Genomic DNA, 26029 nt, shown 5'->3' with positions numbered 1-26029 from the left:
CGGGTATTTGAGCCAATATTACAAGTGGGAAGTTATAAACCCACTTGCATGAAGATGAGCGAAACGCTCAATCCTCACCTCTTACAAAAGCGCTCGATTCAATGCTTCAGCCAAGTGCTTGCGATTACTGACGTCCTCCATCATGGAAACATGCCCACCTGGAATAGAAACAGAGCTAATCACCAAATCAGGTAAGAGCTCTCTCCACCCGTCTACCATATCAAGCTGCGGCAGAGGAGGGCGCTCACGGTCAGCCGCGTAGAAATGATGGAGATTGACCGGCAGTGGAGATGGTTTATAGGCGCCGGCAATCTGCGAAAAATGATAAATGGCTTGCCATTTGACTGTTTCCAGCGAGATGTTTGCATTTAAATCATAGCCTCCAAAATCCTGTGCTTTTTTAATCAACTCAGCAAACTCATCACCCTCATTTAACATGCCGAACTTATGACGGTCGGCCTCGGGAGCTACGGCCTTAACATGCTGAATAAAGTAGTTCTTAACATCTTGGTTTTTATAAAGCAACTTATGCGGCGCGGGGACATCAATAAAGCCTAAAAATTCAACGCTGGCCTCTTTGCACATAAGCGCATGGACGATGGCATAAGCGAGAATCCCTCCAGAGGAATACCCCGCAATGCGATAAGGCCCTTCAGGCTGGATCGTCTGGATGAGCGGTATCATTCTTTCGGCCATATCCTCCATTGAATGAGGCAGAGAGTCGCCAATGGCCGACCACGGCAATACATGGATCGGGCAGCTGGCTCGGATTTGTTGGGCCAGCGAAATAGCATACGAATAATCGGCTAATCCCGAGGGCACGAAAAAGACTGGGGGTTCAGTCCCGCCAGCGCGCACCGTGATCGCCCCGATCCGCGGATTGAACACAGGAGATTGTGCGATCCGAGTGGCAAGGTTAGCCAATCGTGGGTGTTCAAAAATGTCGCTCAACGAACACTCCAAACCATAACACCTGACTTTCTGCATCAGATGGATGGCCATGAGCGAATGGCCGCCGAGGGCGAAGAAGTTGTCATGGCGACCGACCTGCTCAAGCCCGAGCAACCCTGACCAAATCGCGGCCAGGATCGTCTCGGTCTCACCTTGCGGCACCTCATACGCCGCATGGGCAAAGGCCTCGCCTTCAGGAACAGGCAATGCCCGCCGATCAAGCTTGCCATTCGGGGTTAGCGGCAAGTGTTCAATCAGCACAAAGGCAGACGGCACCATGTAGTCGGGTAGGCGTTCATTCAAGTAATCACGCAGTCGTCCTGCAAGCGGTAGACCCGTCTTCGAGTCGGCCCTAGATATAAAGGCATCATTTTCCGAAACCTCTGGGTGAGCCACTACGTAAGCGACCAGTCGCTTGTCCGGGTCTACGCCTTGCATCTCTACAACCGCTTCGCGGATGGAGGGATGTTCGGTCAGTCTGGCCGCAATTTCACCCGGCTCAATTCGCAAGCCACGGATCTTGATCTGGTCGTCATTGCGGCCCAGGAACACCAGGTTTCCGTTCGGCAGGTAACGGGCCAGGTCCCCCGTCTTATACATCCGCGCGCCAGGCTTGCCGGCAAATGGATCGAGCAAGAAGCGCTCGTCCGTCAGTTTGGCGAGGTTCAGATATCCACGCGCAACACCCATGCCCCCGATGTACATTTCTCCCACCGCACCCAGCGGAACAGGCTCGCCATGCGCGTCCAGAAGGTAAATTCGTGTGTTTGAAATCGGAAAGCCTATCGGAACCGGATCAATGTCGTCAGAGGAACAGCGATGGACCGCCGCCCAGACTGTCGCCTCCGTCGGGCCATATTCATTGAATAATTCAACCGCAGTAAATGCTGAGGTCACTTCTTGGACCAGTTTCGCAGGACACACTTCACCTGCCACGATCACCTGACGTAGCTGTTCATATCCAAGTTGGGCGACTTGCGGCAAAACCAATCTTGCGAGAGACGGCACCAGCAGCACTGAGGTGACTTTGTTTTCAATCAAAAGGCGGCTGATGACGTGTGGATCTACGACGGCTTTTCTGCCTGGTAAACACAAGGCACCACCAGTTGTTAACGTCCCGAAAATGCCTGCCACGGAACTGTCAAACGCCACGGATGACAGCAGTAAAAATACCGCGCCGAAACTTGGCTTATAGACCGTGGTTCTTGCCAATGTCGATGCGATTAATCCACGGTGTTCAATCATGACGCCCTTGGGTTGTCCGGTTGAACCCGAGGTATAGATCAGATAAGCGAGGTTGCGGGGTGTGAGGCCGGTGACCTGGAAATTAGCATCTGCCTTCGTCAAGATTTCATTGGGATCAAGCACGGTATAACGCTGCAACGCCTCGCCTAGCACCTGCCGCCCGGCCGCATCGGCTAGCACTAGGACCGGCGCCGTATCGGCAAGAATGTAAGCCAGTCGATCTCCCGGATAAGCCGGATCAAGCGGCACATAGGCGCCGCCCGACTTCAGGATCGCCATAAGACCAATAACCATCGTCGTCGAGCGCTCGACACAGATCGCCACTCGTTGGTCTGGCCCAACGCCCCGCTCAACCAGCCGATGTGCCAGTCGATTGGCTTTGGCATTGAGCTCACCGTAACTGAGCACCTCGCCCTCAAAGATCAGCGCCGTTGCCTCTGGAGTGCGCGCCACCTGCGCCTCAAACAAATGATGAATGCACAGATGATCCGGGCTGGATGCGTCCGTCGCGTTCCACGTCTTGAGCAACAATGTACGTTCAGACGCAGGCAGAATATTCAGCTGTCGAACCGGGCGGTGCGGCGAGCGCTCCAGGGTCTGCGCCAAACTGTTCAACGCCTGTTCCATGTAGCCACACACACGATTGGAATCGAACGGAGTGACCACTTGGGTCGTCAACCCCAGGGAGTGACCGAAATCTTCAACTGACAATGTGAACGGATAATTGGTCCGCTCTTGTTCACTCAATAATTCAACACCCGGCATTTGCCCCATGGTCTGGACGATGTTGTCCGCACCCGCGAGGTCATTGTGCCGATAGTTGAGCAATGCGCTGAACAGCGGCGTGCCTGTAGCGACCCCACTGCACCTTTGTGCCAGCGCCAGCGAGGCATGCTCGTGGGCGAGCAACTCAGCCAGACGGGCATGAGCCTGCTGGACACTCTCAGCGGTATCCGTGCCGCCTGAGTCAAATCGGATCGGCAGCGTATTGATGAACATACCCATGGCTTGATCTGACCCTTGGCCCGCTTGCATGCGCCCAAACAGCACCGTACCAAACACGACCTTTTCCTGGCCGCTGGTGCGCGCCAGTACCTGGGCAAAGGCAACGTGACACAGACTGGCGAGACTCACATTCAATCGCCTCGCCTGCGCCCGCAGCCGATCATTGAGTTCGGCCGAAACTATGCGGTGGGTCTGGCCCACCTGCGCGCCGTCCAGATGCACTTCCGCCAATCCAAAGGGCAACGTCGGCTCTTCAATGTCAGCCAGCATGGATCTGAAGAAACGTTCATGTTCCGCCGCGCTTTTACCCAACCGCACCTGACCGATCAGGTTGCGGAACGGCTGAGGCGACGGCAGCTTCTCACCGCGACCGGCGAGGAAAGCCTGCACTTCGCTATAAAAAAACTGCAATGAAGACGCATCGTCAATCAAGTGATGCTGCAACTGCATCAGAATAAAGCGGCCTGCGCCAGGGTCATGGGCAACGATAAAGCGCAGCACCGGCGCCTGGGTCAGGTCAATCCGGTGCCGACATGAATCAAAGCGCCGGGAAAGCTGTTCGGTAACGGGGCCGTCCGCCGGGTTGAGAACAACATCAGTGACGGAAAGTGGAGCCTGTCGCCAGACAACTTGCGCGGCTCGAGACAACCCATCCCAAACAAAGGCGGTACGCAAAATGTCGTGACGGTCTACAACCTGTTGAACGGCGGAAAGATAGCGCTCCAGTGTTTCACGATTAGCAAAGGCCATCTGGGTAACCAGCAAATAGGGGTCACCCTCCTTTGCCAACATGTGGTGGAACAGGATGCCGTCCTGCATGGGTGAGAGCGCATAAATATCCTGAATGTTGGCTGCCCCCCCAGGTACCTGTGAAACGATCACGTCGATGTCCGATTGGCTGAGATCGATCAACGGCAGCAGATCGGACGTGATTCTGCACGTCTCGGACTTGATCAGATTGTGCGGCACCACCACCTCGCGGTGTTGGCCAAGCGTGCTGGCCAGCACCGACAACACCGGCGTCTGAAACAGATCACGCACAGCAAGGCTCAAGCCCTGGCGGCGCAACCGCTCGATCAACCGCACCGCCAAAAGTGAATGGCCGCCGAGGGCAAAGAAGTTGTCACGGCGACCGACTTGTTCTACGCCAAGCAGCTCTGACCATATATAGGCAAGGGTGACCTCGATCTCGCCCAGCGGCGCCTCGTAGGTCGCATGGGCAAAATCATCGCCTTCTGGAATCGGCAACGCCCGCCGATTAAGCTTGCCATTGCCCGTCAGGGGGAAGCTTTCCATCCGCACAAAGGCAGACGGCACCATGTAGTCGGGTAAACGATTACCCAGGTATTCACGCAGCACGCCCGCTAGCGCCAAGCCAGCCTCAGAGTCTAACGGCGTGTCCTGAACTTCGGACTGCGCCACCACGTAAGCAACCAGACGCTTATCGGTCTCCTCGCCTTGCGCCACCACCACCGCCTCACGGACGGAAGGATGCTCGGCCAATTTGGCCGTAATTTCACCCAGTTCAATTCGGAAACCGCGGATCTTGACCTGGTCGTCATTGCGACCCAGAAACACCAGATTGCCGTTCGGAAGATAACGGGCCAGATCCCCCGTTTTATACATCCGCGCTTCAGGGGTGCCGGCGAAGGGATCATGCAGAAAACGCTCTGCTGTCAGTTCGGGGCGGTTCAGATAGCCACGAGCAACACCGGCGCCGCCGACGTACATTTCACCCACGGCCCCCATAGGAACAGGCTGGCCATGCGCGTCCAGAAGATAGAGATTCAGATCCGGTAAACGCTGACCGATCAGGCTGTCGTCTTGTTGCGCATCCGATAAAGTCAGCGGGTAATAGGTGACGTGAACTGTGGTTTCCGTAATTCCATACATGTTGATCAGTTGCGGGACAGACTCTTCATGCACGCCATACCAGTCGCGCAGGGTCGACGGTTGCAGCGCTTCACCGCCAAAAATGACATAGCGCAGCCGGTCCGATGACAGTTGTACGTATTCCATCAAGGCTGTGAAGGCGCTCGGGGTCTGGTTCAGAACAGTGACGCCCTGCTCACAAATCAGCTGGTAGAACGCTTTCGGCGAACGGGTAATAGCGTGCGGAACCAGCACCAGCGTGCCGCCATAACGAAGGGCTCCCCATAGTTCCCAGACCGAGAAGTCGAAGGCAAAAGAGTGGAAAAGGCACCAAACGTCGCTGGCCTCAAAACCAAAGTTGGCGTGTGTCGTGTCGAACAGGCGCACCACCTGAGCATGTTCGATCATCACCCCTTTGGGCTGTCCGGTTGAACCCGAGGTGTAGATGATATAAGCGAGATTTTTAGAGGTAAGAGCTGGAATTTCAGGGTTTGCGTCCGCCCCGATCAATGCTTCAGCGTGAGCCTCATTGGGATCGAGTACGGTTCGAGCCTGCAAAGCGTCCCCGAGCGCATGGCGCCCGGCCGCATCAGCCAGCACCAGAGCCGGAGTCGTATCGCCAAGAATGAACGCCAGTCGTTCGCCCGAGTACTCCGGATCGAGCGGCACATAGGCGCCGCCCGCCTTCAGGATCGCCATCAGGCCAATAACCATCGCCGGGGAGCGTTCAACACAAATTGCTACTCGCTGGTCTGGCCTGACACCCAAAGCAATCAACCGATGCGCCAACCGATTGGCCCTGGCGTTGAGTTCGCCATAGCTGAGCACCTCGCCCTCAAAGATCAGTGCCGTTGCCTCAGGACTGTGCGCAACCTGCTCCTCGAATAGCTGATGCATACACAAATGAGCCGGGCAGGATTCATCAATTGAGTTCCATGTCTTGAGCAACAAAGTGCGCTCAGGCACATCAAGCAGGTCTATTTTGGCGACAGTCTGGCTGGCATCCCGGGTCATCTCGGCAAGGACAGTCTTCAGATAACCCACGTGGCGCTCGATCGTGGCGGCGTCAAACAACGACGTCGCATAGCCAATAGCCCCCACGATTTGATCGCCCGCCTCGGCCAGGTTCAGCTCCAGATCGAACCGGGCTACTTCATAGGAAGAACCCACCGGGCTGGCTTCAAGACCGGGCAAGGCCCATTGGCCTGCATCGTAGTTTTGCCAGGCAAATACGACCTGAAACAGTGGCGTATGGCTCAAACGTCTAGGCGGCTGGGTTATCTCTACCACCTGCTCGAACGGCAGATCCTGATGATCCTGAGCCTTGAGTACCCGTTCGCACACTCGCGCAATAAGGTCGGCAACGCTCGGGTTGTCGCCAAGGTCAATCCGCAGCGCCAGTGTGTTGACGAAGAAGCCGATCAGCGGCTCGATATCGCAATGGCCCCGGTTGGCACTTGGCACACCTATCACAATATCTACCTGTCCGGACAGGCGTGACAGTACTGCCGCCCAGGCCGACAACACGGTCATGAATAGCGTCACACCCTGCTGCTGACTGAAACGCTTGAGGGCCGTAGTCAGCTCTGCACTGAGTTTGATCGGTACAGAGGCGCCCACAAGGGATTGTTGCTCAGGCCGACGCCGGTCTGTTGGCAGGTCAAGCAGCGTTGGCGCATCGGCCAGCGCCTGTTTCCAGTAAGTCGCCTGCTCGTTCAAGCGCTCCCCCGACAGCCATTGCCGCTGCCAAGCGGCATAGTCCGGATACTGGATCGCCAGCGGCGACAATGGACTGGCCTGATGGTTGCTGAACGCCGTGTACAGCGCACTCAGCTCAGGCAAAAGTATGCCGAGCGACCAGCCATCCGAGACGATGTGGTGTAGTGTGAGTAGCAATACATGTTCATCAGCGGACGCGGCGACAGGCACCTTGATCAGGCAAGCCCGAATCAGCGGGCCTGTTGCGAGATCAAAGGGCGCCCTAGCCTCTTCGGTGCAAAGCTTTGCAAGCTCGGTTTCTGCGTCCGATGCGAGAAGATCAATCTCGCGCAATGGCAAACCCTGATCGCTGGCCATCAGACGCACTTCGACCTCGCCCTCTTGGATGACAAAGACGGAGCGCAATGCCTCATGGCGCGACCACAGTGCGTCAAGGGCCTGCTGCAGACCGTCAGCGTTCAACTGACCGCGCAATCTCAGCGCCAAGGGGATGTGATAGGCGTTGCTGATTCCACTGTCGAGTTGCGCCAGAAACCAAAGTCGCTGCTGAGCGAAAGACAGCGGCAAGGACTCATCGCGAGAGAGGGGGCGGATCGATGCACGCGCTACCGCGCCAGCGTCGCGTCGGGCTTCAATCGCCAAAGCCATAGTCTTGAGCGTTGGAGAGGCGAACAAGGTTGCGAGTGGCAATTCAGCCCCCAGGGCGGCTATGCGACTGACCAGCCGCACGGCCATGAGCGAATGGCCGCCGAGGGCGAAGAAGTTGTCATGGCGACCGATCTGTCCAACACCAAGCAGCTCCGACCAGATCCCGGCCAGGACAACCTCTATCTCGCCCAGCGGCGCCTCGTAGGCCTCACGGGCAAAAGCATCCTCCTGCGGAACAGGCAAAGCCTTGCGATCAAGCTTGCCATTGGCCGTTAGGGGGAAGCTTTCCATCCGCACAAAGGCAGACGGCACCATGTAGTCGGGTAAACGGCTACTCAGGTATTCACGCAGCACGCTCGCCAGCGTCAAGCCCACTTCAGAGGCTACCGATGCATCCTGAACTTCGGACTGCGCCACCACGTAAGCAACCACGCGCTTATCGGCATCCTCCCCTTGTGCCACCACCACCGCCTCGCGGACGGAACGATGCTCAGCCAATCGAGCCGCAATTTCACCCAGTTCAATCCGGAAGCCGCGGATTTTGACCTGGTCGTCATTGCGACCCAGAAACGCCAGATTGCCATTTGGAAGATAACGGGCCAGGTCCCCCGTTTTATACATCCGCGCTTCAGGTTTGCCGGCGAAGGGATCGTGCAGGAAGCGCTCTGCTGTCAGTTCGGGGCGGTTCAGATAACCACGCGCAACACCGGCGCCGCCGACGTACATTTCACCCGCGGCCCCCATCGGAACAGGCTGGCCAAGCGCGTCCAGAAGATAGAGATTCAAATCCGGTAGACGCTGACCGATCACGCTGTCGTCTTGTCGCGCATCGGATGAAGTCAGGGGGTAATAGGAGGTGTGGACCGTGGTTTCCGTGATCCCGTACATGTTGATCAGTTGCGGGGCAGCTTCTTCATGCACGCCATACCAGTCGCGCAAGGTTGACGGCTGCAGCGCTTCGCCGCCAAAAATGACATAGCGCAGCCGGTCCGATGACGGTTGTATATATTCCATCAAGGCTGTGAAGGCGCTCGGGGTCTGGTTCAGAACAGTGACGCCCTGCTCACAAATCAGCTGGTAGAACGCTTTCGGCGAACGGGTAATAGCGTGCGGAACCAGCACCAGCGTGCCGCCATAACGAAGGGCTCCCCATAGTTCCCAGACCGAGAAGTCGAAGGCAAAAGAGTGGAAAAGGCACCAGACGTCGCTGGCCTCAAAACCAAAGTTGGCGTGTGTCGTGCCGAACAGGCGCACCACCTGAGCATGTTCGATCATCACCCCTTTGGGCTGACCGGTTGAACCCGAGGTGTAGATGATATAGGCGAGATTTTTAGGGGTAAGATCTGGAACTTCAGGGTTATCGTCCGCCCCGATCAACGCTTCAGCGTGAGCCTCATTGGGATCGAGTACGGTTCGAGCCTGCAAAGCGTCTCCGAGCGCATGGCGCCCGGCCGCATCAGCCAGCACCAGAGCCGGAGTCGTATCGCCAAGAATGAACGCCAGTCGCTCGCCCGAGTACTCCGGATCGAGCGGCACATAGGCGCCGCCCGCCTTCAGGATCGCCATCAGGCCAATAACCATCGCCGGGGAGCGTTCAACACAAATTGCTACTCGCTGGTCTGGCCTGACACCCAAAGCAATCAACCGATGCGCCAACCGATTAGCCCTGGCGTTGAGTTCGCCATAGCTGAGCACCTCGCCCTCAAAGATCAGTGCCGTTGCCTCAGGACTGTGCGCAACCTGCTCCTCGAATAGCTGATGAATACACAGATGAACAGAATATTCAGACGTAACTAGGTCGTGCATCCTTGCCTCCAAAAGTGAAAAGGTTACTTCTATCGATTGATTGCACCTACATTAAATGAGTGCAAGTTCATGAATGTTATCTGTTGACTCCTGTCTGTCATGTGTCTCAAACCATCCAGCGGCGAAGTATCGATCAGTAGAATCAAGCGCTATCTATTATATAAATCAGGCGTGTCAGCGATATTATCTTGCCGGTGCCATCACACATTACCAAACCCACGCCCGCCTGCAGCTAAAACTCTGGTTGTATCCGCCGTGAAAACAACATCCATGGCCAGATAAACCAGGACGTTTCTTTTCTGCGTCAGAGATAAACCAGTTTTGCATCAGATGAACTCGCAACATCGCCCCCAACGGATAGGCCGGACGGCTACCTTAACCCTTGGGGTAATGCGGCTCTATCAAGGCAATCCCGGCTTTATTCGATGGGCGCGGATTTGGTTACTAGAATGGCAACTACATTTATAGCTGTTCTCTAAATTCGCGCATGCCTCAATTTGTAACGTAATAAGATAGGCGTCTAAAGATGACTTGAAGTAAACATACATTTTCGTCTGACTTCTGCCCCGTCGATGTTGAAAGCGACATCAGATCCATCCGCTTGTCTGTGTGTGTTTTTCTGCGAACACCTAGCAGCAGCCAATTTCCTCATTAAGACTATCGTCATTGCTCTACATCTGCTCGTACGCTTAGCGGTACTACCTTAAACCAAACGGTGCAAAGCTCGATAGCCTTGAATGCTTGCTTATTTATATAAAAGGAACGATCCCACAAGCAGGCCGGAAGGATATGACAGACAGTACTTACAGCAGGTATGCATGCGCGATCCGAGCGCTTGGCTCTGTAGGGAAAGGACTACCTTCACCCAGCAGCACACTCAGCTTTCACCTTGCTTATTCCCATAAGCCATAACCACCACACTTTGCGTGATATGGCCTCGCCGGGTTTGTCGGTATGATAGGCGCCCCCGCAGCCCGGATTGCGAATACGCCATGACTTTGCAGTACCCAACCATCGCCGATTGCGTCGGCAACACTCCGCTGGTTCGTTTGCAGCGCCTGCCCGGCGCGACCAGCAATACGCTTCTGCTCAAGCTCGAAGGGAACAACCCGGCGGGTTCGGTCAAGGACCGCCCGGCGCTGTCGATGATCACCCGTGGCGAGTTGCGCGGGCAGATCCAGCCCGGCGATACGCTGATCGAGGCGACGTCCGGCAACACCGGCATTGCCCTGGCGATGGCTGCGGCGATCAAGGGCTACAAGATGATCCTGATCATGCCCGACAACTCCAGCGCCGAGCGTAAAGCTGCGATGACGGCTTATGGCGCCGAGCTGATCCTGGTGACTCAGGAAGAGGGCATGGAAGGTGCTCGCGACCTGGCCGAGCGCATGCAGGCCGAAGGCCGTGGCAAGGTGCTGGATCAGTTCGCCAACGGTGACAATCCCGAGGCCCACTACACCACGACGGGCCCGGAGATCTGGCGCCAGACCGACGGCACGATCACCCATTTCGTCAGCTCGATGGGCACCACTGGCACCATCATGGGCACCTCGCGCTATTTGAAAGAACAGAACCCGAACGTACAGATCGTCGGATTGCAGCCGATGGAAGGCTCGGCGATCCCCGGCATTCGCCGCTGGCCCCAGGAATACCTGCCGAAGATCTACCAGGCCGAGCGCGTGGACCGGATCATCGACATGGCCCAGAGCGAAGCCGAGGACGTGACCCGTCGCCTGGCTCGCGAAGAAGGCATCTTCTGCGGCGTGTCTTCCGGCGGTGCCGTGGCGGGCATGCTGCGCTTGTCCAAGGAAGTTGAGAATGCAGTGATCGTCGCGATCATCTGCGACCGTGGCGACCGTTACCTGTCGACCGGCATTTTCGACGCGCCCAACTGATGGCCAAGCAAGAACGAGGCTTGCGCTTCCAGCCCAGCGGCGGAAGCCGGGCCCCGCAAGTGCCCACCGGCAAAAAGCAGCGCCTGACCATCGAGCGCCTGGCCAACGATGGCCGTGGCATTGCCTTTGTCGACGGGCGCACCTGGTTTGTCATCGGTGCACTGGCCGGCGAAGAGGTCGAGGCGCGGGTGCTCGGGGCCCACGGCAAAGTGGTCGAGGTCCGCACCGAACGGGTGTTTTCGCCCAGCGAGCTGCGTCGTGCCGCGCTGTGTGTCCATGCTGGTCGCTGCGGCGGCTGCAGCGTCCAACACTTGCCCCACAACGAACAACTCGCCCTGAAACAGCGCATGCTCGCCGAGCAACTGTCACGGGTGGCGGGCGTCGAGCCGGAGGAGTGGGCTGAGCCTTTGAGCGGGCCGGAATTCGGTTACCGGCGTCGCGCCCGGGTGGCGGTTCGTTGGGACCAGAAAGCAAAAAAACTCGAAGTGGGTTTCCGTGCCGTCGGCAGCCAGGACATCGTCGCCATCGACGAATGCCCAGTGCTGGTACAGCCCTTGCAGCCGATCATGAGCCGCTTGCCGGAAATGCTTCGCCGCTTGGGCAAGCCCCAGGCATTGGGCCACGTTGAATTGTTCGCCGGTTCGTCCGTGGCGCTGTTGTTGCGGCACATGGCGCCGCTGTCGGACGCCGACCTGACGCTCCTCAAGGATTTCTGCGCGCTCCACGAAGCCCAGTTATGGCTGCATGGCGAAGGCGAGCCGCAACCGGTCGATCCCGAATTGTCCTTGGGCTATCGCCTGGAAACCTGGGGCCTGGACTTGGCTTACCGGCCAGGGGATTTCATCCAGGTGAATGCCGCCGTCAACGAGGCTATGGTCGCCCAGGCCTTGCAATGGCTGGCGCCTCGATCCGAAGAGCGCGTGCTGGATCTGTTCTGTGGCCTGGGCAATTTTGCCTTGCCGCTCGCCAAAAGCGTGCGCGAGGTGGTGGCGGTGGAAGGCGTGCAGACCATGGTCGACCGTGCCGCGGCCAACGCCCTCAGCAACAATTTGCATAACACTGCTTTTTTTCAGGCCGATTTATCCCAGCCTTTGGTGGGTGCCGAATGGATCGGCGAAGGCTTTTCTGCGGTACTCTTGGACCCACCCCGTGACGGTGCTTTCGAGGTGGTACGCAAGCTGTCGTCCCTGGGGGCCAGACGGTTGGTTTATGTATCGTGCAACCCGGCAACTTTGGCCCGGGATACGGTCGAACTGATCAAGCAGGGCTACCGGTTAAAACGTGCCGGGATTCTCGATATGTTTCCTCAAACGGCGCATGTCGAGGCCATGGCGTTATTTGAAGCGAGCCAGGATGGCTTGTCCGACTGACCCGTTCGTGCCAGTCCGCCACGGCCCTGGGCGGAAACACGGGCAACGAAGGTCAGCGATGTTGACGCATTGAATCTGCGTCGTAGGGAAGGTAAGTAAAGATGGTACAGGTGAGAGCACACCAGCCGATCAACACCGACGGCAGTATCAATCTCGAGGCTTGGCTCGATCACGCGGTCAGTATCGACACGGCACTGGATCGCGAAGCCTTGAAGGCCGCCTGCGAGTTCGCTCGCGAGGCGGAACAGCAGCACAACGCGGCGAAGAACCTGTGGTCCGAAGGCACGTCGAGTTTCCAGACAGGCCTCGAGATCGCGGAAATCCTCGCTGACCTCAAGCTGGACCAGGATTCGCTGGTCGCCGCGGTGCTGTACCGTGGCGTGCGCGAAGGGCAGATCCAGTTGCCAGTGGTCAGCCAGCGCTTTGGCACGGTGGTCGCCAAGCTGATCGACGGCGTGCTGCGCATGGCGGCGATCAGCGCCAGCCTCAGTCCGCGCCAGTCGATGGTGCTGGGCACCCAGGGCCAGGTTGAAAACCTGCGCAAGATGCTCGTCGCCATGGTCGATGATGTGCGCGTCGCGCTGATCAAGCTGGCCGAGCGCACCTGCGCGATCCGTGCCGTGAAATCCGCCGACGACGAGAAGCGCAATCGCGTTGCCCGGGAAGTTTTCGACATTTATGCACCGCTGGCCCATCGCCTCGGTATTGGTCATATCAAGTGGGAGCTGGAGGATTTGTCCTTCCGCTACCTGGAGCCCGACCAATACAAGCAGATCGCCAAGCTGCTGCATGAGCGACGCCTGGATCGCGAGCGCTTCATCACCGATGTGATGACCCAGTTGCGCGAAGAACTGCAGGCCACCGGCGTCGAAGCCGATATCAGTGGCCGCGCCAAGCACATCTATTCGATCTGGCGAAAAATGCAGCGCAAGGGGCTGGAATTCAGCCAGATCTACGACGTTCGCGCCGTTCGCGTGCTGGTTCCGGAAATGCGCGACTGCTACACCGCGCTGGGGATCGTCCACACCTTGTGGCGGCACATCCCGAAGGAGTTCGACGACTACATCGCCAACCCCAAGGAAAACGGCTATCGCTCGCTGCACACTGCCGTGATCGGCCCGGAAGGCAAGGTGCTGGAAGTGCAAATCCGCACCCACGCCATGCACGAAGAAGCCGAGCTGGGTGTTTGCGCCCACTGGAAATACAAGGGCACCGACGTCAAGTCCGGCTCCAACCATTACGAAGAGAAAATCTCCTGGTTGCGCCAGGTGCTGGAATGGCACGAGGAGCTCGGCGATATCGGCGGCCTGGCGGAACAGCTGCGGGTCGATATCGAACCTGACCGGGTCTACATCTTCACGCCCGACGGCCATGCGATCGACTTGCCGAAGGGTGCGACGCCGCTGGACTTCGCCTATCGGGTCCACACCGAGATCGGCCACAACTGCCGTGGCGCCAAGATCAACGGGCGGATCGTGCCGCTCAACTACAGCCTGCAGACCGGTGAGCAGGTCGAGATCATCACCAGCAAGCACGGCACGCCGAGCCGCGACTGGTTGAACCCGAACCTGGGCTACATCACCACCTCGCGGGCACGGGCGAAAATCGTCCATTGGTTCAAATTGCAGGCCCGCGACCAGAACGTCGCCGCCGGCAAGACCTTGCTCGAGCGCGAGCTGAGTCGCCTCGGCCTGCCGCAGGTGGACTTCGACAAGCTGGCCGAAAAAGCCAACATGAAGACTGCCGAGGACATGTTCGCCGCCCTCGGTGCCGGCGATTTGCGCCTGGCGCAACTGGTCAACCTGGCCCAGCAGTTGGTGGAGCCGGAGCGCGGCAACGAACAGTTGGAGTTGATCCCGCGCAAGGCCACGGGCTACAAGCCCGGCAAGCGCGGCGACATCCAGATCCAGGGCGTGGGCAACCTGATGACGCAGATGGCCGGCTGCTGCCAGCCGTTGCCGGGGGATGCGATCGTCGGCTACATCACCCAAGGCCGCGGCGTGAGCATTCACCGCCAGGACTGCGCCTCGGTGCTGCAATTGGCGGGGCGCGAACCGGAACGGATCATCCAGGTCAGTTGGGGCCCGGTGCCGGTGCTCACCTATCCGGTGGACATTGTCATTCGCGCCTACGACCGCTCCGGCCTGCTGCGTGATGTGTCCCAGGTGTTGCTCAACGAGCGGATCAACGTGCTGGCAGTCAACACTCGTTCGAACAAGGAAGACAATACCGCGCTGATGTCCCTGACCATCGAGATTCCGGGGCTGGATGCATTGGGACGGTTGCTGGGGCGGATTTCCCAGTTGCCAAACATCATCGAGACGCGGCGGAATCGGACACCGGGGTGATTGCTGGTTGTCTTGGTTTATGTGGGAGCGAGCTTGCTCGCGATAGCGGTATATCAGACGCATCAAGGTTATCTGACACACCGCAATCGCGAGCAAGCTCGCTCCCACAGGTTTTTTTGTGACGGGATGGATTGATGTACAGCCTCGAAGACCTGCTCCACCTGATGAACCGCCTGCGGGATCCGCAATACGGTTGCCCGTGGGACATCAAGCAAACCTACGCCACCATCGTCCCCCATACCCTGGAAGAAGCCTATGAAGTGGCCGATGCGATCGAGCGCGGCGATTTCGATCACTTGCAGGGCGAATTGGGCGACTTGCTGTTCCAGGTGGTGTATTACAGCCAATTGGCGCGGGAAGAGAACCGTTTCGAATTCGCCGGCGTGGTCGATAGCATCACGCGCAAGCTTGTTCGTCGCCATCCCCACGTGTTTCCTACCGGTGACTTGTATGCACCGGTGGATATCCCGCGATTGAGCGAAGAGCAGGTCAAGCAGCGCTGGGAAGAAATCAAGGCCGAAGAACGTGCCGAGAAGGCTTCGGCGCCCGAGCAGCTGTCGTTGCTCGACGACGTCCCGGCGGCGCTGCCGGCTTTGTCCCGTTCGGCAAAACTGCAGAAGCGTGCTGGCCAGGTGGGTTTCGACTGGCCGGGGCCGTTACCGGTACTCGATAAGGTCAGGGAAGAGCTGGACGAAGTGCTTGAAGCCATGGCAGACAACGATCCCGTAGCCATCAGCGATGAGGTGGGCGATCTGTTGTTCAGCGTGGTCAACCTGGCGCGACACCTCAAGGTGGACCCCGAGACAGCCCTGCGTGGCGCCAACGCGAAGTTCGAGCGCCGTTTCCGATTTATCGAACAGGCATTGCGCGACACCCACCGTCCCATGGAAGATTGCACCCTCGAAGAGTTGGACGCCTTGTGGGGCGAAGCCAAACGTCAGGAAAAGAATTTGCCCAGCTGTGGCTGAGGCCGTTGCCTAAGTGAGTAAGCACCATGAGCCTTTCCCTTCGCGACCAGTTGCTCAAAGCAGGGCTGGTCAACCAAAAGCAGGCCAAGCAGGTCGGCAAAGAGAAACAGAAACAGCAGCGCCTGGCCCACAAAGGCCAGATCGAACTGGATGATTCCCAGCAGCGTGCTGCCCAGGAAGCCATGGCCGAGAAGGTCAAGCGCGACCAGGAACTCAATCGCCAGCAGCAGGAAAAGGCCGAGCAGAAAGCCCGGGCTGCGCAGATCAAGCAATTGATCGAAGTCTCGCGCCTGCCGAAGCTGACCACCGAGGACTACTACAATTTTGTCGACGACAAGAAGGTCAAGCGCATCTCGGTCAATACGCTGATGCGCAACAAGCTCAGCAGCGGCTCCCTGGCGATCGTTCACCATGCCGGCGGCTACGAAGTGATCCCGCGCGAAGCGGCGCTGAAGATCCAGGAACGCGACCCCAAGCGCATCGTCCAGCTCAACACCCAGACCGAAGAAGTCGATGCCGATGATCCGTACGCGGCCTATCAGATTCCTGATGATTTGATGTGGTAAGCGGGACAATGCTATTGAGTTGAACACAAACCCTGTGGGAGCGAGCTTGCTCGCGATAGCGGTATATCAGTGACAGAAATATTGACTGATACGATGCTATCGCGAGCAAGCTCGCTCCCACAGGTGTTTTGTGTGGTTCAGGATTCAGCTGTCTCACGCAAACGCTGCCGCTCCTCGCGCTCCAGCTCGGCCTTGTAGCTGTGGGCGTCCGTCTCGGAGTGGAACATCCCTACCAGCATGTCCTGTTGATGCACGTCCCAGATCCGGATACCGGCGGCAATCCCTTCGTGGGACATATGGGCGTCGTCGCGTTCAGTTACTTTCACAGTCATCTTGCAAGCTCCAATCTCTGTTATCTGCAGCAAGGCGTGTGCAGGACTTTGTTATAGATTTTGGTAGCGTGCTAAGTAAATGCCCCGGTTCGTTAAGAAGTTTTCATGAAAAGCGCAACAATCCTGCAGGCCAGGCAGGGCGCGGCATTCGGTCGCAGGCGGTGTTCATGAAAAAGTTTTCATGTTGCCAGGCGTGAGCGCAAATAAAACCTGTGGGAGCGAGCTTGCTCGCGATAGCAGTGTGTCAGTTGATAGTGGAGTTGGCTGATCCGGCGCTATCGTCGGATCGCCGCCCGGAGCAAGCTCGCTCCCACAGGTTTACTCCCAAAGGCCCATTGGTTGGGTTTGAAATCCGGGCAACAAAAAGCCCCGCATTTGCGGGGCTTGGTGTTATCGGCGTCGATCAGCTGCCTTTCACAGCCTTGCCGTTGACCGTGCCGTCCTGGAGCATGATGTTGTACTCCTTGCCGTCGGTCTCGACCTGTTGCAGGCGTACCAGCAGGTAGTCCCAGTCCTTGGCGAACCAGAGCACGGTGATGCGCTTGCTCTGTGTCGGGTCGCGCACGCGCTCGACCTTGATCGCGTCGATCTGGCCGGCCTTGGTGTCGACTTTTTCCGAGCCCAGCACGCGGAAATCATAAGTATCGATTTCGCCATCATCGACGACCTGATAGCTCATGCTTTTCTTGCCGGCCGCCACGTCATGCTGCAGGGCAAGCTGATAGGTCGATTTGTCGACCATGCCCCGGTTCAGCGGGATCTTGACCGCGTCACCGCGATCGGTGCCGGTGACCATCTTGGTGTTCCAATCGAAGTCCAGGTCAGCCTTCTTGGCCTTGCCCAGGCCACCGCGCTCGAAGTGGTAGGACTGCGGAAGCAAGGTGTCCTTGTCCAGCGTCAGGGTGCTTTCTTCGGTCAGGCTGGCGATCATCATCGAAGCCTTGAAGCTCAGCTTCCAGGTACCGTTTGCCTCCTTGGTCAGGCTGCGCTCGGCGGTGCCGCTCATGGGCAACTGTTTCCAGTCGGCGGTGTAGCTGGCGGAGAACGGTTGAAGGTCTGCGGCCTGTGCCAGGGGCAAGGCAAGCAGAGCGCAAGCGAAGAGCAGGGCGCGACGCATAAAATCTCCTAGTATCGAATCAAATGGCCGCTGGCGGCGAGCAACTGGCCGTCCAGTGAAGCACCGCGATCGTCGAGGGTCAGCCGTCCTTCGGCAAACCAACGCACGGCCATCGGGTAGATCTGGTGCTCGCGGGCATGGACCCGTTGCGCCAGGCTTTGCGGCGTGTCGTGCAACTCTACCGGTATTACTGCCTGTACGACCAGTGGTCCGCCATCGAGTTCCTCGGTGACAAAGTGCACCGAGCAGCCATGCTCCGTGTCTCCGGCCTCCAGCGCTCGCTGATGAGTGTGTAACCCTTTGTATTTAGGCAGCAGCGAGGGATGGATATTGAACAGGCGTCCCTGGTAGTGCCGCACGAAGCCAGCGCTGAGAATGCGCATGAAGCCGGCGAGTACGACCAGTTGCGGATTGAAGGTGTCGATCTGTTCGATCAGTGCGGCGTCGAAGGCTTCGCGGCCCTCGAACGCCTTGTGATCCAGGACGCGGGTGTCGATTCCCGCATCCTTGGCGCGTTGCAGGCCGTAGGCGTCGGCGCGGTTGGAGATCACCGCGCGGATGCGGACCGGGCTGTCGCCGGTCCGCGTACTGTCGATCAGGGCCTGCAGGTTACTGCCGGTGCCGGACAGCAGCACCACGACGTTACAGGTTGCAGGCATCTGCTCGTGCATCAATGTGCCTTAAGATTTTTCAGCTCGACTTGTGCAGCGCCTTCCGCCGCAGTGGCGATCTGGCCGATGACCCAAGGCTGTTCGCCGGCTTCACGCAATACGTTCAGGGCGGTTTCGACGTGCTCCTGGGCCACGCAGATGACCATGCCCACGCCGCAGTTCAGCACGCGGTGCATTTCGGTTTCATCGACGTTGCCTTTTTCTTGCAGCCAGTCGAATACCGCTGGGCGGGTCCAGCTCGCCACGTCGACCACGGCCTGGGCACCTTTTGGCAGCACGCGCGGGATGTTGTCCAGCAGGCCACCGCCAGTGATGTGGGCCATCGCCTTGACGGCGCCGGTGTCCTTGATCAGCTTGAGCAACGGCTTGACGTAGATGCGGGTCGGGGCCATCAGCAGGTCGGCCAGCGGCTTGCCGTCGAGCTGGGTGTTCTCGATGTCGGCGCCGGACACTTCGATGATCTTGCGGATCAGCGAGTAGCCGTTGGAGTGCGGGCCGGAAGATGGCAGGGCGAGCAGGGCATCGCCAGCCGCGACTTTCGAGCCGTCGATGATTTCGGCTTTTTCCACGACACCGACGCAGAAGCCGGCCAGGTCGTAGTCTTCGCCTTCGTACATGCCAGGCATTTCAGCGGTTTCGCCGCCGACCAGGGAGCAACCGGACAGCTCGCAGCCGGCGCCGATGCCGGTCACGACCTGGGCAGCGGTGTCGACGTTCAGCTTGCCGGTGGCGTAGTAGTCAAGGAAGAACAGCGGTTCGGCGCCGCAGACCACCAGGTCGTTCACGCACATGGCCACCAGGTCGATGCCGATGCTGTCGTGCTTGTTCAGGTTCAGGGCCAGGCGCAGCTTGGTGCCGACGCCGTCGGTGCCCGAGACCAAGACCGGTTGCTTGTAGCCGGCCGGGATCTCGCAGAGGGCGCCGAAACCGCCCAGGCCGCCCATGACTTCCGGGCGCGCGGTGCGCTTGGCGACGCTCTTGATGCGTTCGACCAATGCTTCACCGGCGTCGATGTCTACACCGGCGTCCTTGTAGCTCAGGGAGGGTTGCTTGCTCATGATCCAGGCCTTTAAAGGGGGATTTCTGGGTAACGACCGATCGCCGGGGCCGTTGAATAACCGTTGTACGAATTATTCCGGGTGCCCAGCCATTGCCGGTCTGCGAAGGCGCGCGATTTTATCAGGCTTGTGGAGCAGCGGCCATCCTCGCGCCGACGGGCAGGGACATATCCGCCAAAAAAAACCGATATTTCTTGTATTGGTACTGTGCGACGCGTCTGTATAAGGTGTAGCGGTAAGCGACTATGGTTATGACCGTGGAAACTTGCATCGGGCAGGTGAATGTTTTGCCTGGTGCCGTGTCACAGCCATGCTCAATCTTCTCCACACGGCCGGTGCCAGCCGTTATGTCCGGGAATCTTCCATGCGTTTGTTCAAATTCTTGTCTGTTGGCTGCTTGTCGCTGGTCAGCCTCGCGAGCCATGCCGAAACCCTCAATAACCTTTACCAGGTGCGTGAGCCGGTCAGCAGCCAGGCGCCGGACGAGCGTAACCAGGCGACATTGCGAGCCCTGGACACCTTGGTGCTGCGCCTGACCGGTGACACCAAGGCTGCGCAGAACCCAGGCCTGGCGGCGATCCGCAAGGACCCGCAGCAAATCATTCTTCAATACGGCTACGATGCCGGTCCGCCTGAGAGCCTGCAGGTGGACTTCGATCCCGCCAGCACCGATCGCGCGTTGCGCTCGGCGGGTCTATCGCTTTGGGGAGCGAATCGTCCTTCGATCCTGGCCTGGTGGCTGAATGATTCGGCGGAAGGTTCCAGCCTGGTGGGGGATGGGCAAGGCAGCGCTACGCCGCTGCGCCGTGCCGCTCAGCACCGGGGTTTGCCGTTGCACTTGCCGCTGGCTGACCTGAGCGAGCAGATTGTCGCGACGGCACCCAGCCTGGAAGGCAATGATCCGGCCCCGTTGCGTAATGCTTCGGAGCGTTATGGCTCCGACGCCTTGCTGGCTGTCCACGCGAAAGAAGAGGGCGGCCAATGGCAAGCGACTTGGCGCCTGTGGTTGGGCGACCAGCGCGAACAAGGCAGCGCGCAAGGGGCTGATCCGGCGGCATTGGCCGATGCCGTAATGTTGGCGGTGAGCCAGCGCCTGGCACCACGTTTCGTGGCCAAGCCGGGCGTGGCGACCGAGCAGTTGCTGGAAGTGCAGGGCATGAATCTTGAGCGTTACGCGGCGCTGGGGCGGTTGCTCGAACCGTTCGCTGGGCAGTTGCAGCGGGTCGAGGGTGACATGAGTTTCTACAAGGTCAACGGCAGTGCCGAGCAGTTGAAGGCGCAGTTGGCCCTGGCGAAGCTGCAGGAAATCCCCGCCGGTGAGGCTGTTGCGCCACCGCCTGCAGCCCAGCCCGCCGTCGATGGGACCGTTGCGCCCGCCCAGCCAGCGCCGGCGCCGGCGGCCAATCTGCGGTTCCGCTGGTAGTTTCTTCTTTATATAGGATCAGGAGTGGTTCATGGGCGATACGCGGCGTTGGTTCTGGTTGGGTGGGGTCGCCCTGCTGATTGCATTTATCTACTTGCTGCATCCGATCCTCACGCCGTTCCTGGTTGCGCTGCTGTTGGCCTATCTGTTCGATCCGGTGGTGGATCGCCTGGAGAAGCTCGGGCTGTCCAGGACCTGGGGCGTAGTGGCGGTGTTCGCTCTGTTTACCTTGATCGTCAGCGCCCTGTTGCTGGTGCTGATTCCCATGCTCGCCAAGCAACTGTTTCGCCTGTATGAACTGGCGCCACAGATGCTCGACTGGCTCCAGCACAGCGCGGTGCCTTGGGTGCAATCGAAGCTGGGGTTGGCGGACGGCTTCTGGAAATTCGACAGGGTCAAGGCTGCCATCAGCGAGCACATGGGCCAGACCACCGATATCGTCGGGGTTGTGTTGAGCCAGGCCACGGCTTCGAGCCTGGCGTTGATTGGTTGGCTGGCGAACCTGGTGCTGATTCCGGTGGTGGCCTTCTATCTGCTGCGTGACTGGGACCTGATGATGGCCAAGATCCGCAGCCTGCTGCCGCGTCATCGCGAAGAACGCATCATGACCCTGACCGGCGAATGCCATGAGGTGCTGGGCGCCTTTGTGCGCGGGCAATTGCTCGTCATGGTGGCGCTGGGCTTCATCTATGCGGCCGGGTTGATGCTGGTGGGGCTGGAGCTTGGGTTGTTGATCGGGATGATCGCCGGGTTGGCGGCCATCGTGCCTTACATGGGATTTGTCATCGGCATCGGCGCGGCGCTGGTCGCCGGGCTGTTCCAATTCGGCGGCGACTTGTACCCCATGGTCGGCATCGTGGCGGTGTTCATGGTTGGACAGGCCTTGGAAGGCATGGTACTGACGCCCCTGCTCGTAGGCGATCGCATTGGCTTGCATCCGGTGGCGGTGATCTTCGCGATCCTGGCCGGTGGCGAGTTGTTCGGTTTCACCGGGATTTTGCTGGCGCTGCCGGTGGCAGCGGTGATCATGGTGCTGGTGCGTCACGTGCACGATCTGTACAAGGATTCGGACATCTATAGCGGCGTCGAAGACCCCGAGCTGTAAGGCCAAGGGCGCGCGCGGTGTCAGGGAAACTGACGCTGCGCGCCCTTGTCGCTGCAAACCTTTGATTTTCCTCGTGGTCCGGCGCATTGTGCGGTCCGCGTCACGGGTATAAACTTTGCGAACTTTACACAGAGGCCACTAATGGTTCCTTTGGAACTGTTCAGTCAGCATGAAACCGATTCAGCTGCCCCTTGGTGTGCGTCTGCGTGATGACGCCACCTTCATCAACTACTATCCAGGCGCCAATGCCGCTGCACTCGGCTATGTCGAGCGGCTTTGCGAAGCCGACGCTGGCTGGACCGAGAGCCTGATCTACCTGTGGGGCAAGGATGGAGTAGGGCGTACGCATCTTCTGCAGGCTGCGTGCTTGCGATTCGAGCAACTGGGCGAGCCGGCGGTTTACCTGCCGCTGGCCGAGCTGCTTGATCGCGGCGTTGAAATTCTCGACAACCTTGAACAATACGAACTGGTCTGCCTGGACGATCTCCAGGCCGTGGCCGGCAAGGCTGATTGGGAAGAAGCGCTGTTCCACCTGTTCAACCGGTTGCGCGACAGTGGGCGGCGCTTGTTGATCGCGGCATCCACGTCGCCGCGAGAGCTGCCGGTTAAACTGGCTGACTTGAAATCCCGCCTGACCCTGGCGCTGATTTTCCAGATGCGCCCGCTCTCCGATGAAGACAAGCTGCGGGCGCTGCAACTGCGCGCTTCCCGCCGTGGCCTGCACCTGACCGATGAGGTCGGGCATTTCATCCTCACCCGTGGCACCCGCAGCATGAGCGCGTTGTTCGAGCTGCTCGAACGCCTCGACCAGGCCTCCCTCCAGGCGCAGCGCAAGCTGACTATTCCTTTTTTGAAAGAAACCTTGGGCTGGTAGAACCGGCGCAAATAGTGGCTTATAGCCTGCTCTGGGCGCGGCGAAACCCGCGGTCCTGCTGGGTTGCAGGCTGCGTGACGTTCAAAATGGGGCTTAAGCGCTTAGATGTAAACGTAAAACCGAGAAGTCACATTTGCATCGATTGAATTTGCAAATGAGGACGATAGAAGGCATAGTCTCGCCATCTTTACTACTTCAGCCACGGTCGTGCCCATGCTAAATCGCTTCGCACCCCTCGTGCCTCTCGCACTCGTTAGCCTGTTGTTCGGTTGCGCTGCCCACTCCCCAGTGTCCCAGCAAGCGCCGCAAGTACAGGTCAAGAATTCCGTAACCGCCCAGTCTTCCTCCGTTGCGTTCCAGGAAGAAATGGCCACCGACAAAGAGCTGGCAGAGTTCGCCGGCAGCAAGCCTTATCAGCTTCCAGTGCTGGCAGACAGCATCCTGGAGCGTGGCATGTCCTTGATCGGTACTCGTTATCGTTTTGGCGGTACGTCTGAGGCCGGCTTCGATTGCAGCGGTTTCATCGGTTATCTGTTCCGCGAAGAGGCCGGCATGAACCTGCCACGTTCCACTCGCGAAATGATCAACGTGAACGCCCCACTGGTTGCACGCAATCAGCTGGAGCCTGGCGACCTGCTGTTCTTCAGCACCAACGGTCGTCGCGGTCGTGTCAGCCACGCCGGTATCTACCTGGGTGACAACCAGTTCATCCACTCCAGCAGCCGCCGCAGCGGTGGGGTGCGAATCGACAGCCTGGGCGACAGCTACTGGAGCAAGACCTTCCTCGAAGCCAAGCGCGCCCTCGCCATGGCACCGACCGTGGTCACCGCTCGCAAGTAAGCGCACAGTTTGTAGGGCAAACTTAAAGTCTTACTTGAAGTTTGCCCCATAGCCGCTAGAATCCTTGATCATTGATTGATGGCAATCCGCCTGCGTATTACGCGGGCGGATTTGTTTCCATCTCCACGGCAGAAAAAGCCGCATCCAGATCAGGATTGTTCTGCATATGTCGACGTCGGCCCGCCTCGCTCTCATGCTCCTTGCCGCGCTGCTCAGCGCATGTGCCAGTCGTACTCCGCCACCCGCATCCGTGCGGGCTCCGGTGGTATTCGCTCCCTCCCAACCTTCGTCTCCGGCCGCTGAAGACGTGCTGTTCCGCGCGCTGGGGCTCGTGGGAACGCCCTATCGCTGGGGTGGCAACACGCCGGATTCAGGTTTCGATTGCAGTGGCTTGATCGGCTACGTGTACCGTGACGCCGCCGGTATTTCCCTGCCGCGTTCCACCCGGGAAATGATCAGCATGCGAGCGCCGGAGGTCGGCAAGGATGCGTTGGAGACCGGCGACCTGGTTTTCTTCGCCACCAATGGCGGCTCCCAGGTCAGTCACGCCGGGATTTATGTCGGGGAAGGGCGTTTTGTCCATGCGCCAGCCACGGGCGGGACGGTCAAGTTGGACAGCCTGTCCAAGGCCTATTGGCAGAAAGCCTACCTGGGCGCCAAGCGCGTGTTGCAGCCGGAGCATCTGGCGCGTAATCCCTGACGATTAAGAAGATCGACTCTGCTGGAGAGGCTCTTGTGGCGAGGGAGCTTGCTCCCGCTCGGTTGCGCAGCAACCGCTAAAAGCTTGGGGCTGCTACGCAGCCCAGCGGGAGCAAGCTCCCTCGCCACGGTTCGGTTCCGGTTCTTAGTTCTTCGAAACCCGCCAGACCTTGTTCCCGGCGTCATCCGCCACCAACACCCCGCCCTGTTTATCAATCACCACGCCCACCGGCCGGCCCTGGGCTTTTTCGTCTGCGTTGAGAAAACCGGTCAGCACATCCACCGGTGGTCCCACCGGTTTACCTGCGCTAAACGGGACGAAGATCACTTTATAACCACTGTGGGGCTTGCGGTTCCAGGAGCCGTGCTGCCCGACGAAGGCCCCTTCGGTGAAGGGCGCGGGCAAGGTGCTGCCTTCGGCGAAGGCTAGGCCCAATGACGCCGTGTGGGGGCCGACGGCATAGTCGGGGGCGATAGCCTTGGCCACCCGCTCGGGGTTTTGTGGTTCGACCCGGATGTCCACGTTCTGCCCGTAATAACTGTAGGGCCAACCGTAGAAACCACCATCCTTCACCGAGGTGATGTAGTCCGGCACCAGGTCACTGCCAATCTCGTCCCGTTCGTTTACCGCGGTCCACAACGCGCCACTGCGGGGCTCCCATGCGAGGCCGTTGGGGTTGCGCAAGCCCGAGGCGAAAATGCGATGAGCGCCGGTGGCCCGGTCCACCTCCCAGATCGCCGCGCGGCCTTCTTCCGCCTCCATGCCATTTTCCGCAACGTTGCTGTTCGAGCCCGTGGTGACGTACAGCTTGCTGCCGTCCCGGCTGGCGATCACGTTCTTGGTCCAGTGGTGGTTGAGCGTGCCGCCCGGCAAATCGACCACTTTGGTCGGCTGTGCCGTGATCTTCGTGTCGCCTTCCTTATAAGGGAAGCGAATCAACCGATCGGTATCGGCCACGTACAGCTCATTGCCTACCAGCGTCATGCCGAACGGTGAGTTGAGATTTTCAAGGAAGATCGTCCGGGTTTCAGCAACGCCGTCATGGTTTGCATCGCGCAGCAACGTAATGCGGTTGGGGCTTGGCACCCCAGCGCCGGCGCGTCCCATGACTTTTTTCATGACCCAGCCACGAATGCCCTTGGCATCGTCGGGCTTGGGCGGTGCGTTGGTTTCCGCCACCAATACATCGCCATTGGGCAGGACATAGAGCCAGCGTGGATGATCCAGCCCCTCGGCGAACGCCACTACCTTCAGGCCCTGGGCCGGGGTTGGCTTGGCGCCGTCCGGCCAGCCGACGGCTTCGGCGATATTCACCGTGGGGATCAGGGTCTTGTTCGGCTCGGGCAGTTTCGGCGACGGGCCGATCCCATCGGAAACCTGCAAGGTGGAAGACTCGCCGCAAGCGACTAGCCCTGTAGCAAGGGCGACGATCAAAAGATGAGAGGGCTTGAGCATGCGGGCTTCCCTATGAATGCATGGTGTTATTCATAGAGAAGCGTAGACGTGGGATGGTTCA

15 protein-coding genes and 2 pseudogenes are annotated in these 26029 nt (G+C 59.0%); 10 read left to right on the top strand and 7 right to left on the bottom strand.

Translation table 11 applies throughout. The features are described 5' to 3' along the window. Positions 1-81: 81 nt before the first annotated feature. Together Q7C33_RS00335 and Q7C33_RS00330 are read right to left on the bottom strand one after the other, a co-directional pair. Positions 82-9204, bottom strand: a pseudogene (locus Q7C33_RS00335) (amino acid adenylation domain-containing protein); the annotation flags it as partial. 354 nt (positions 9205-9558) lie between these two features. Beyond that, positions 9559-9666: pseudogene (locus Q7C33_RS00330) on the bottom strand (IS5/IS1182 family transposase); the annotation flags it as partial. A gap of 572 nt (positions 9667-10238) precedes the next feature. Here Q7C33_RS00330 and cysM point away from each other — a divergent pair. The 5 genes from cysM to Q7C33_RS00305 all read left to right on the top strand — a co-directional run bounded on the left by cysM (position 10239) and on the right by Q7C33_RS00305 (position 16393). After that, positions 10239-11141 carry a cysteine synthase CysM gene (gene cysM / locus Q7C33_RS00325; protein ID WP_030142408.1) on the top strand — a complete coding sequence of 301 codons (903 nt, stop codon included), beginning with the start codon at positions 10239-10241 and terminating at the stop codon, positions 11139-11141. Then, positions 11141-12511 (top strand): 23S rRNA (uracil(1939)-C(5))-methyltransferase RlmD, encoded by a 1371-nt coding sequence (gene rlmD, locus Q7C33_RS00320; protein ID WP_407682656.1) that lies wholly within the window; start codon positions 11141-11143, stop codon positions 12509-12511. Before cysM ends, rlmD begins: the two co-directional genes overlap by 1 nt. Positions 12512-12612: 101 nt before the next feature. Continuing rightward, the gene (gene relA / locus Q7C33_RS00315) at positions 12613-14859 is read left to right on the top strand and encodes a GTP diphosphokinase (RefSeq protein ID WP_030142406.1); all 2247 of its coding nucleotides are present in this window, start codon (positions 12613-12615) and stop codon (positions 14857-14859) included. A 134-nt stretch (positions 14860-14993) separates the two neighbouring features. After that, positions 14994-15827, top strand: a complete 834-nt coding sequence (mazG, locus tag Q7C33_RS00310; RefSeq protein ID WP_407682655.1) for a nucleoside triphosphate pyrophosphohydrolase — start codon at positions 14994-14996, stop codon at positions 15825-15827. Between the two features lie 26 nt (positions 15828-15853). Next, complete coding sequence (locus tag Q7C33_RS00305; RefSeq protein WP_030142404.1) at positions 15854-16393, top strand: DUF2058 domain-containing protein; 540 nt, start codon at positions 15854-15856, stop codon at positions 16391-16393. A 137-nt stretch (positions 16394-16530) separates the two neighbouring features. Here the strand turns inward: Q7C33_RS00305 and Q7C33_RS00300 are convergent, their stop codons facing one another. The 4 genes from Q7C33_RS00300 to purM form a co-directional block, all read right to left on the bottom strand. Then, positions 16531-16725: a hypothetical protein gene (locus Q7C33_RS00300; protein ID WP_030142403.1), complete on the bottom strand. Its 195-nt coding sequence runs from the start codon at positions 16723-16725 to the stop codon at positions 16531-16533. Positions 16726-17128: 403 nt separating this feature from the next. Further along, a complete protein-coding gene (locus Q7C33_RS00295; RefSeq protein ID WP_030142402.1) occupies positions 17129-17842 on the bottom strand; it encodes a DUF3108 domain-containing protein in 714 nt (237 codons plus the stop codon). A gap of 8 nt (positions 17843-17850) precedes the next feature. After that, a complete protein-coding gene (gene purN / locus Q7C33_RS00290; RefSeq protein ID WP_030142401.1) occupies positions 17851-18501 on the bottom strand; it encodes a phosphoribosylglycinamide formyltransferase in 651 nt (216 codons plus the stop codon). 11 nt (positions 18502-18512) lie between these two features. Next, positions 18513-19571 carry a phosphoribosylformylglycinamidine cyclo-ligase gene (gene purM, locus Q7C33_RS00285; protein WP_003204658.1) on the bottom strand — a complete coding sequence of 353 codons (1059 nt, stop codon included), beginning with the start codon at positions 19569-19571 and terminating at the stop codon, positions 18513-18515. 364 nt (positions 19572-19935) lie between these two features. Between purM and Q7C33_RS00280 the strand changes: the two genes are divergently transcribed. The 5 genes from Q7C33_RS00280 to Q7C33_RS00260 all read left to right on the top strand — a co-directional run bounded on the left by Q7C33_RS00280 (position 19936) and on the right by Q7C33_RS00260 (position 24513). Further along, positions 19936-20994, top strand: a complete 1059-nt coding sequence (locus Q7C33_RS00280) for a DUF2066 domain-containing protein (RefSeq protein ID WP_030142398.1) — start codon at positions 19936-19938, stop codon at positions 20992-20994. A 31-nt stretch (positions 20995-21025) separates the two neighbouring features. Continuing rightward, on the top strand, positions 21026-22099 hold the full coding sequence (locus Q7C33_RS00275; RefSeq protein ID WP_407682654.1) for an AI-2E family transporter: 1074 nt from the start codon (positions 21026-21028) through the stop codon (positions 22097-22099). Positions 22100-22268: 169 nt separating this feature from the next. After that, positions 22269-22973, top strand: coding sequence for a DnaA regulatory inactivator Hda (hda, locus tag Q7C33_RS00270; protein ID WP_003178999.1), 705 nt, complete (start codon positions 22269-22271; stop codon positions 22971-22973). A 213-nt stretch (positions 22974-23186) separates the two neighbouring features. After that, complete coding sequence (locus Q7C33_RS00265) at positions 23187-23813, top strand: C40 family peptidase (RefSeq protein ID WP_030142396.1); 627 nt, start codon at positions 23187-23189, stop codon at positions 23811-23813. A gap of 166 nt (positions 23814-23979) precedes the next feature. Beyond that, positions 23980-24513: a C40 family peptidase gene (locus Q7C33_RS00260; RefSeq protein ID WP_407682653.1), complete on the top strand. Its 534-nt coding sequence runs from the start codon at positions 23980-23982 to the stop codon at positions 24511-24513. Positions 24514-24657: 144 nt separating this feature from the next. On the opposite strand, the gene Q7C33_RS00255 is transcribed toward Q7C33_RS00260, so the two are convergent. Continuing rightward, positions 24658-25968, bottom strand: a complete 1311-nt coding sequence (locus Q7C33_RS00255; protein ID WP_407682652.1) for a PQQ-dependent sugar dehydrogenase — start codon at positions 25966-25968, stop codon at positions 24658-24660. Positions 25969-26029 lie beyond the last annotated feature (61 nt).

This window comes from Pseudomonas sp. BP11-1-1 (assembly GCF_052112105.1).
Lineage (GTDB): Bacteria > Pseudomonadota > Gammaproteobacteria > Pseudomonadales > Pseudomonadaceae > Aquipseudomonas > Aquipseudomonas alvandae.
This window is presented reverse-complemented; position numbering and strand designations above follow the sequence as displayed.

Excerpts from the sequence above, each read along its gene's own strand:
- Q7C33_RS00255 (WP_407682652.1), bottom strand. The coding sequence starts at position 25,968 with ATGCTCAAGCCCTCTCATCTTTTGATCGTCGCCCTTGCTACAGGGCTA.
- rlmD (WP_407682656.1), top strand. The coding sequence starts at position 11,141 with ATGGCCAAGCAAGAACGAGGCTTGCGCTTCCAGCCCAGCGGCGGAAGC.
- cysM (WP_030142408.1), top strand. The coding sequence starts at position 10,239 with ATGACTTTGCAGTACCCAACCATCGCCGATTGCGTCGGCAACACTCCG.
- relA (WP_030142406.1), top strand. The coding sequence starts at position 12,613 with ATGGTACAGGTGAGAGCACACCAGCCGATCAACACCGACGGCAGTATC.
- purM (WP_003204658.1), bottom strand. The coding sequence starts at position 19,571 with ATGAGCAAGCAACCCTCCCTGAGCTACAAGGACGCCGGTGTAGACATC.
- Q7C33_RS00265 (WP_030142396.1), top strand. The coding sequence starts at position 23,187 with ATGCTAAATCGCTTCGCACCCCTCGTGCCTCTCGCACTCGTTAGCCTG.
- Q7C33_RS00305 (WP_030142404.1), top strand. The coding sequence starts at position 15,854 with ATGAGCCTTTCCCTTCGCGACCAGTTGCTCAAAGCAGGGCTGGTCAAC.
- Q7C33_RS00300 (WP_030142403.1), bottom strand. The coding sequence starts at position 16,725 with ATGACTGTGAAAGTAACTGAACGCGACGACGCCCATATGTCCCACGAA.
- mazG (WP_407682655.1), top strand. The coding sequence starts at position 14,994 with ATGTACAGCCTCGAAGACCTGCTCCACCTGATGAACCGCCTGCGGGAT.
- Q7C33_RS00280 (WP_030142398.1), top strand. The coding sequence starts at position 19,936 with ATGCGTTTGTTCAAATTCTTGTCTGTTGGCTGCTTGTCGCTGGTCAGC.
- Q7C33_RS00295 (WP_030142402.1), bottom strand. The coding sequence starts at position 17,842 with ATGCGTCGCGCCCTGCTCTTCGCTTGCGCTCTGCTTGCCTTGCCCCTG.
- hda (WP_003178999.1), top strand. The coding sequence starts at position 22,269 with ATGAAACCGATTCAGCTGCCCCTTGGTGTGCGTCTGCGTGATGACGCC.
- Q7C33_RS00275 (WP_407682654.1), top strand. The coding sequence starts at position 21,026 with ATGGGCGATACGCGGCGTTGGTTCTGGTTGGGTGGGGTCGCCCTGCTG.
- Q7C33_RS00260 (WP_407682653.1), top strand. The coding sequence starts at position 23,980 with ATGTCGACGTCGGCCCGCCTCGCTCTCATGCTCCTTGCCGCGCTGCTC.
- purN (WP_030142401.1), bottom strand. The coding sequence starts at position 18,501 with ATGCCTGCAACCTGTAACGTCGTGGTGCTGCTGTCCGGCACCGGCAGT.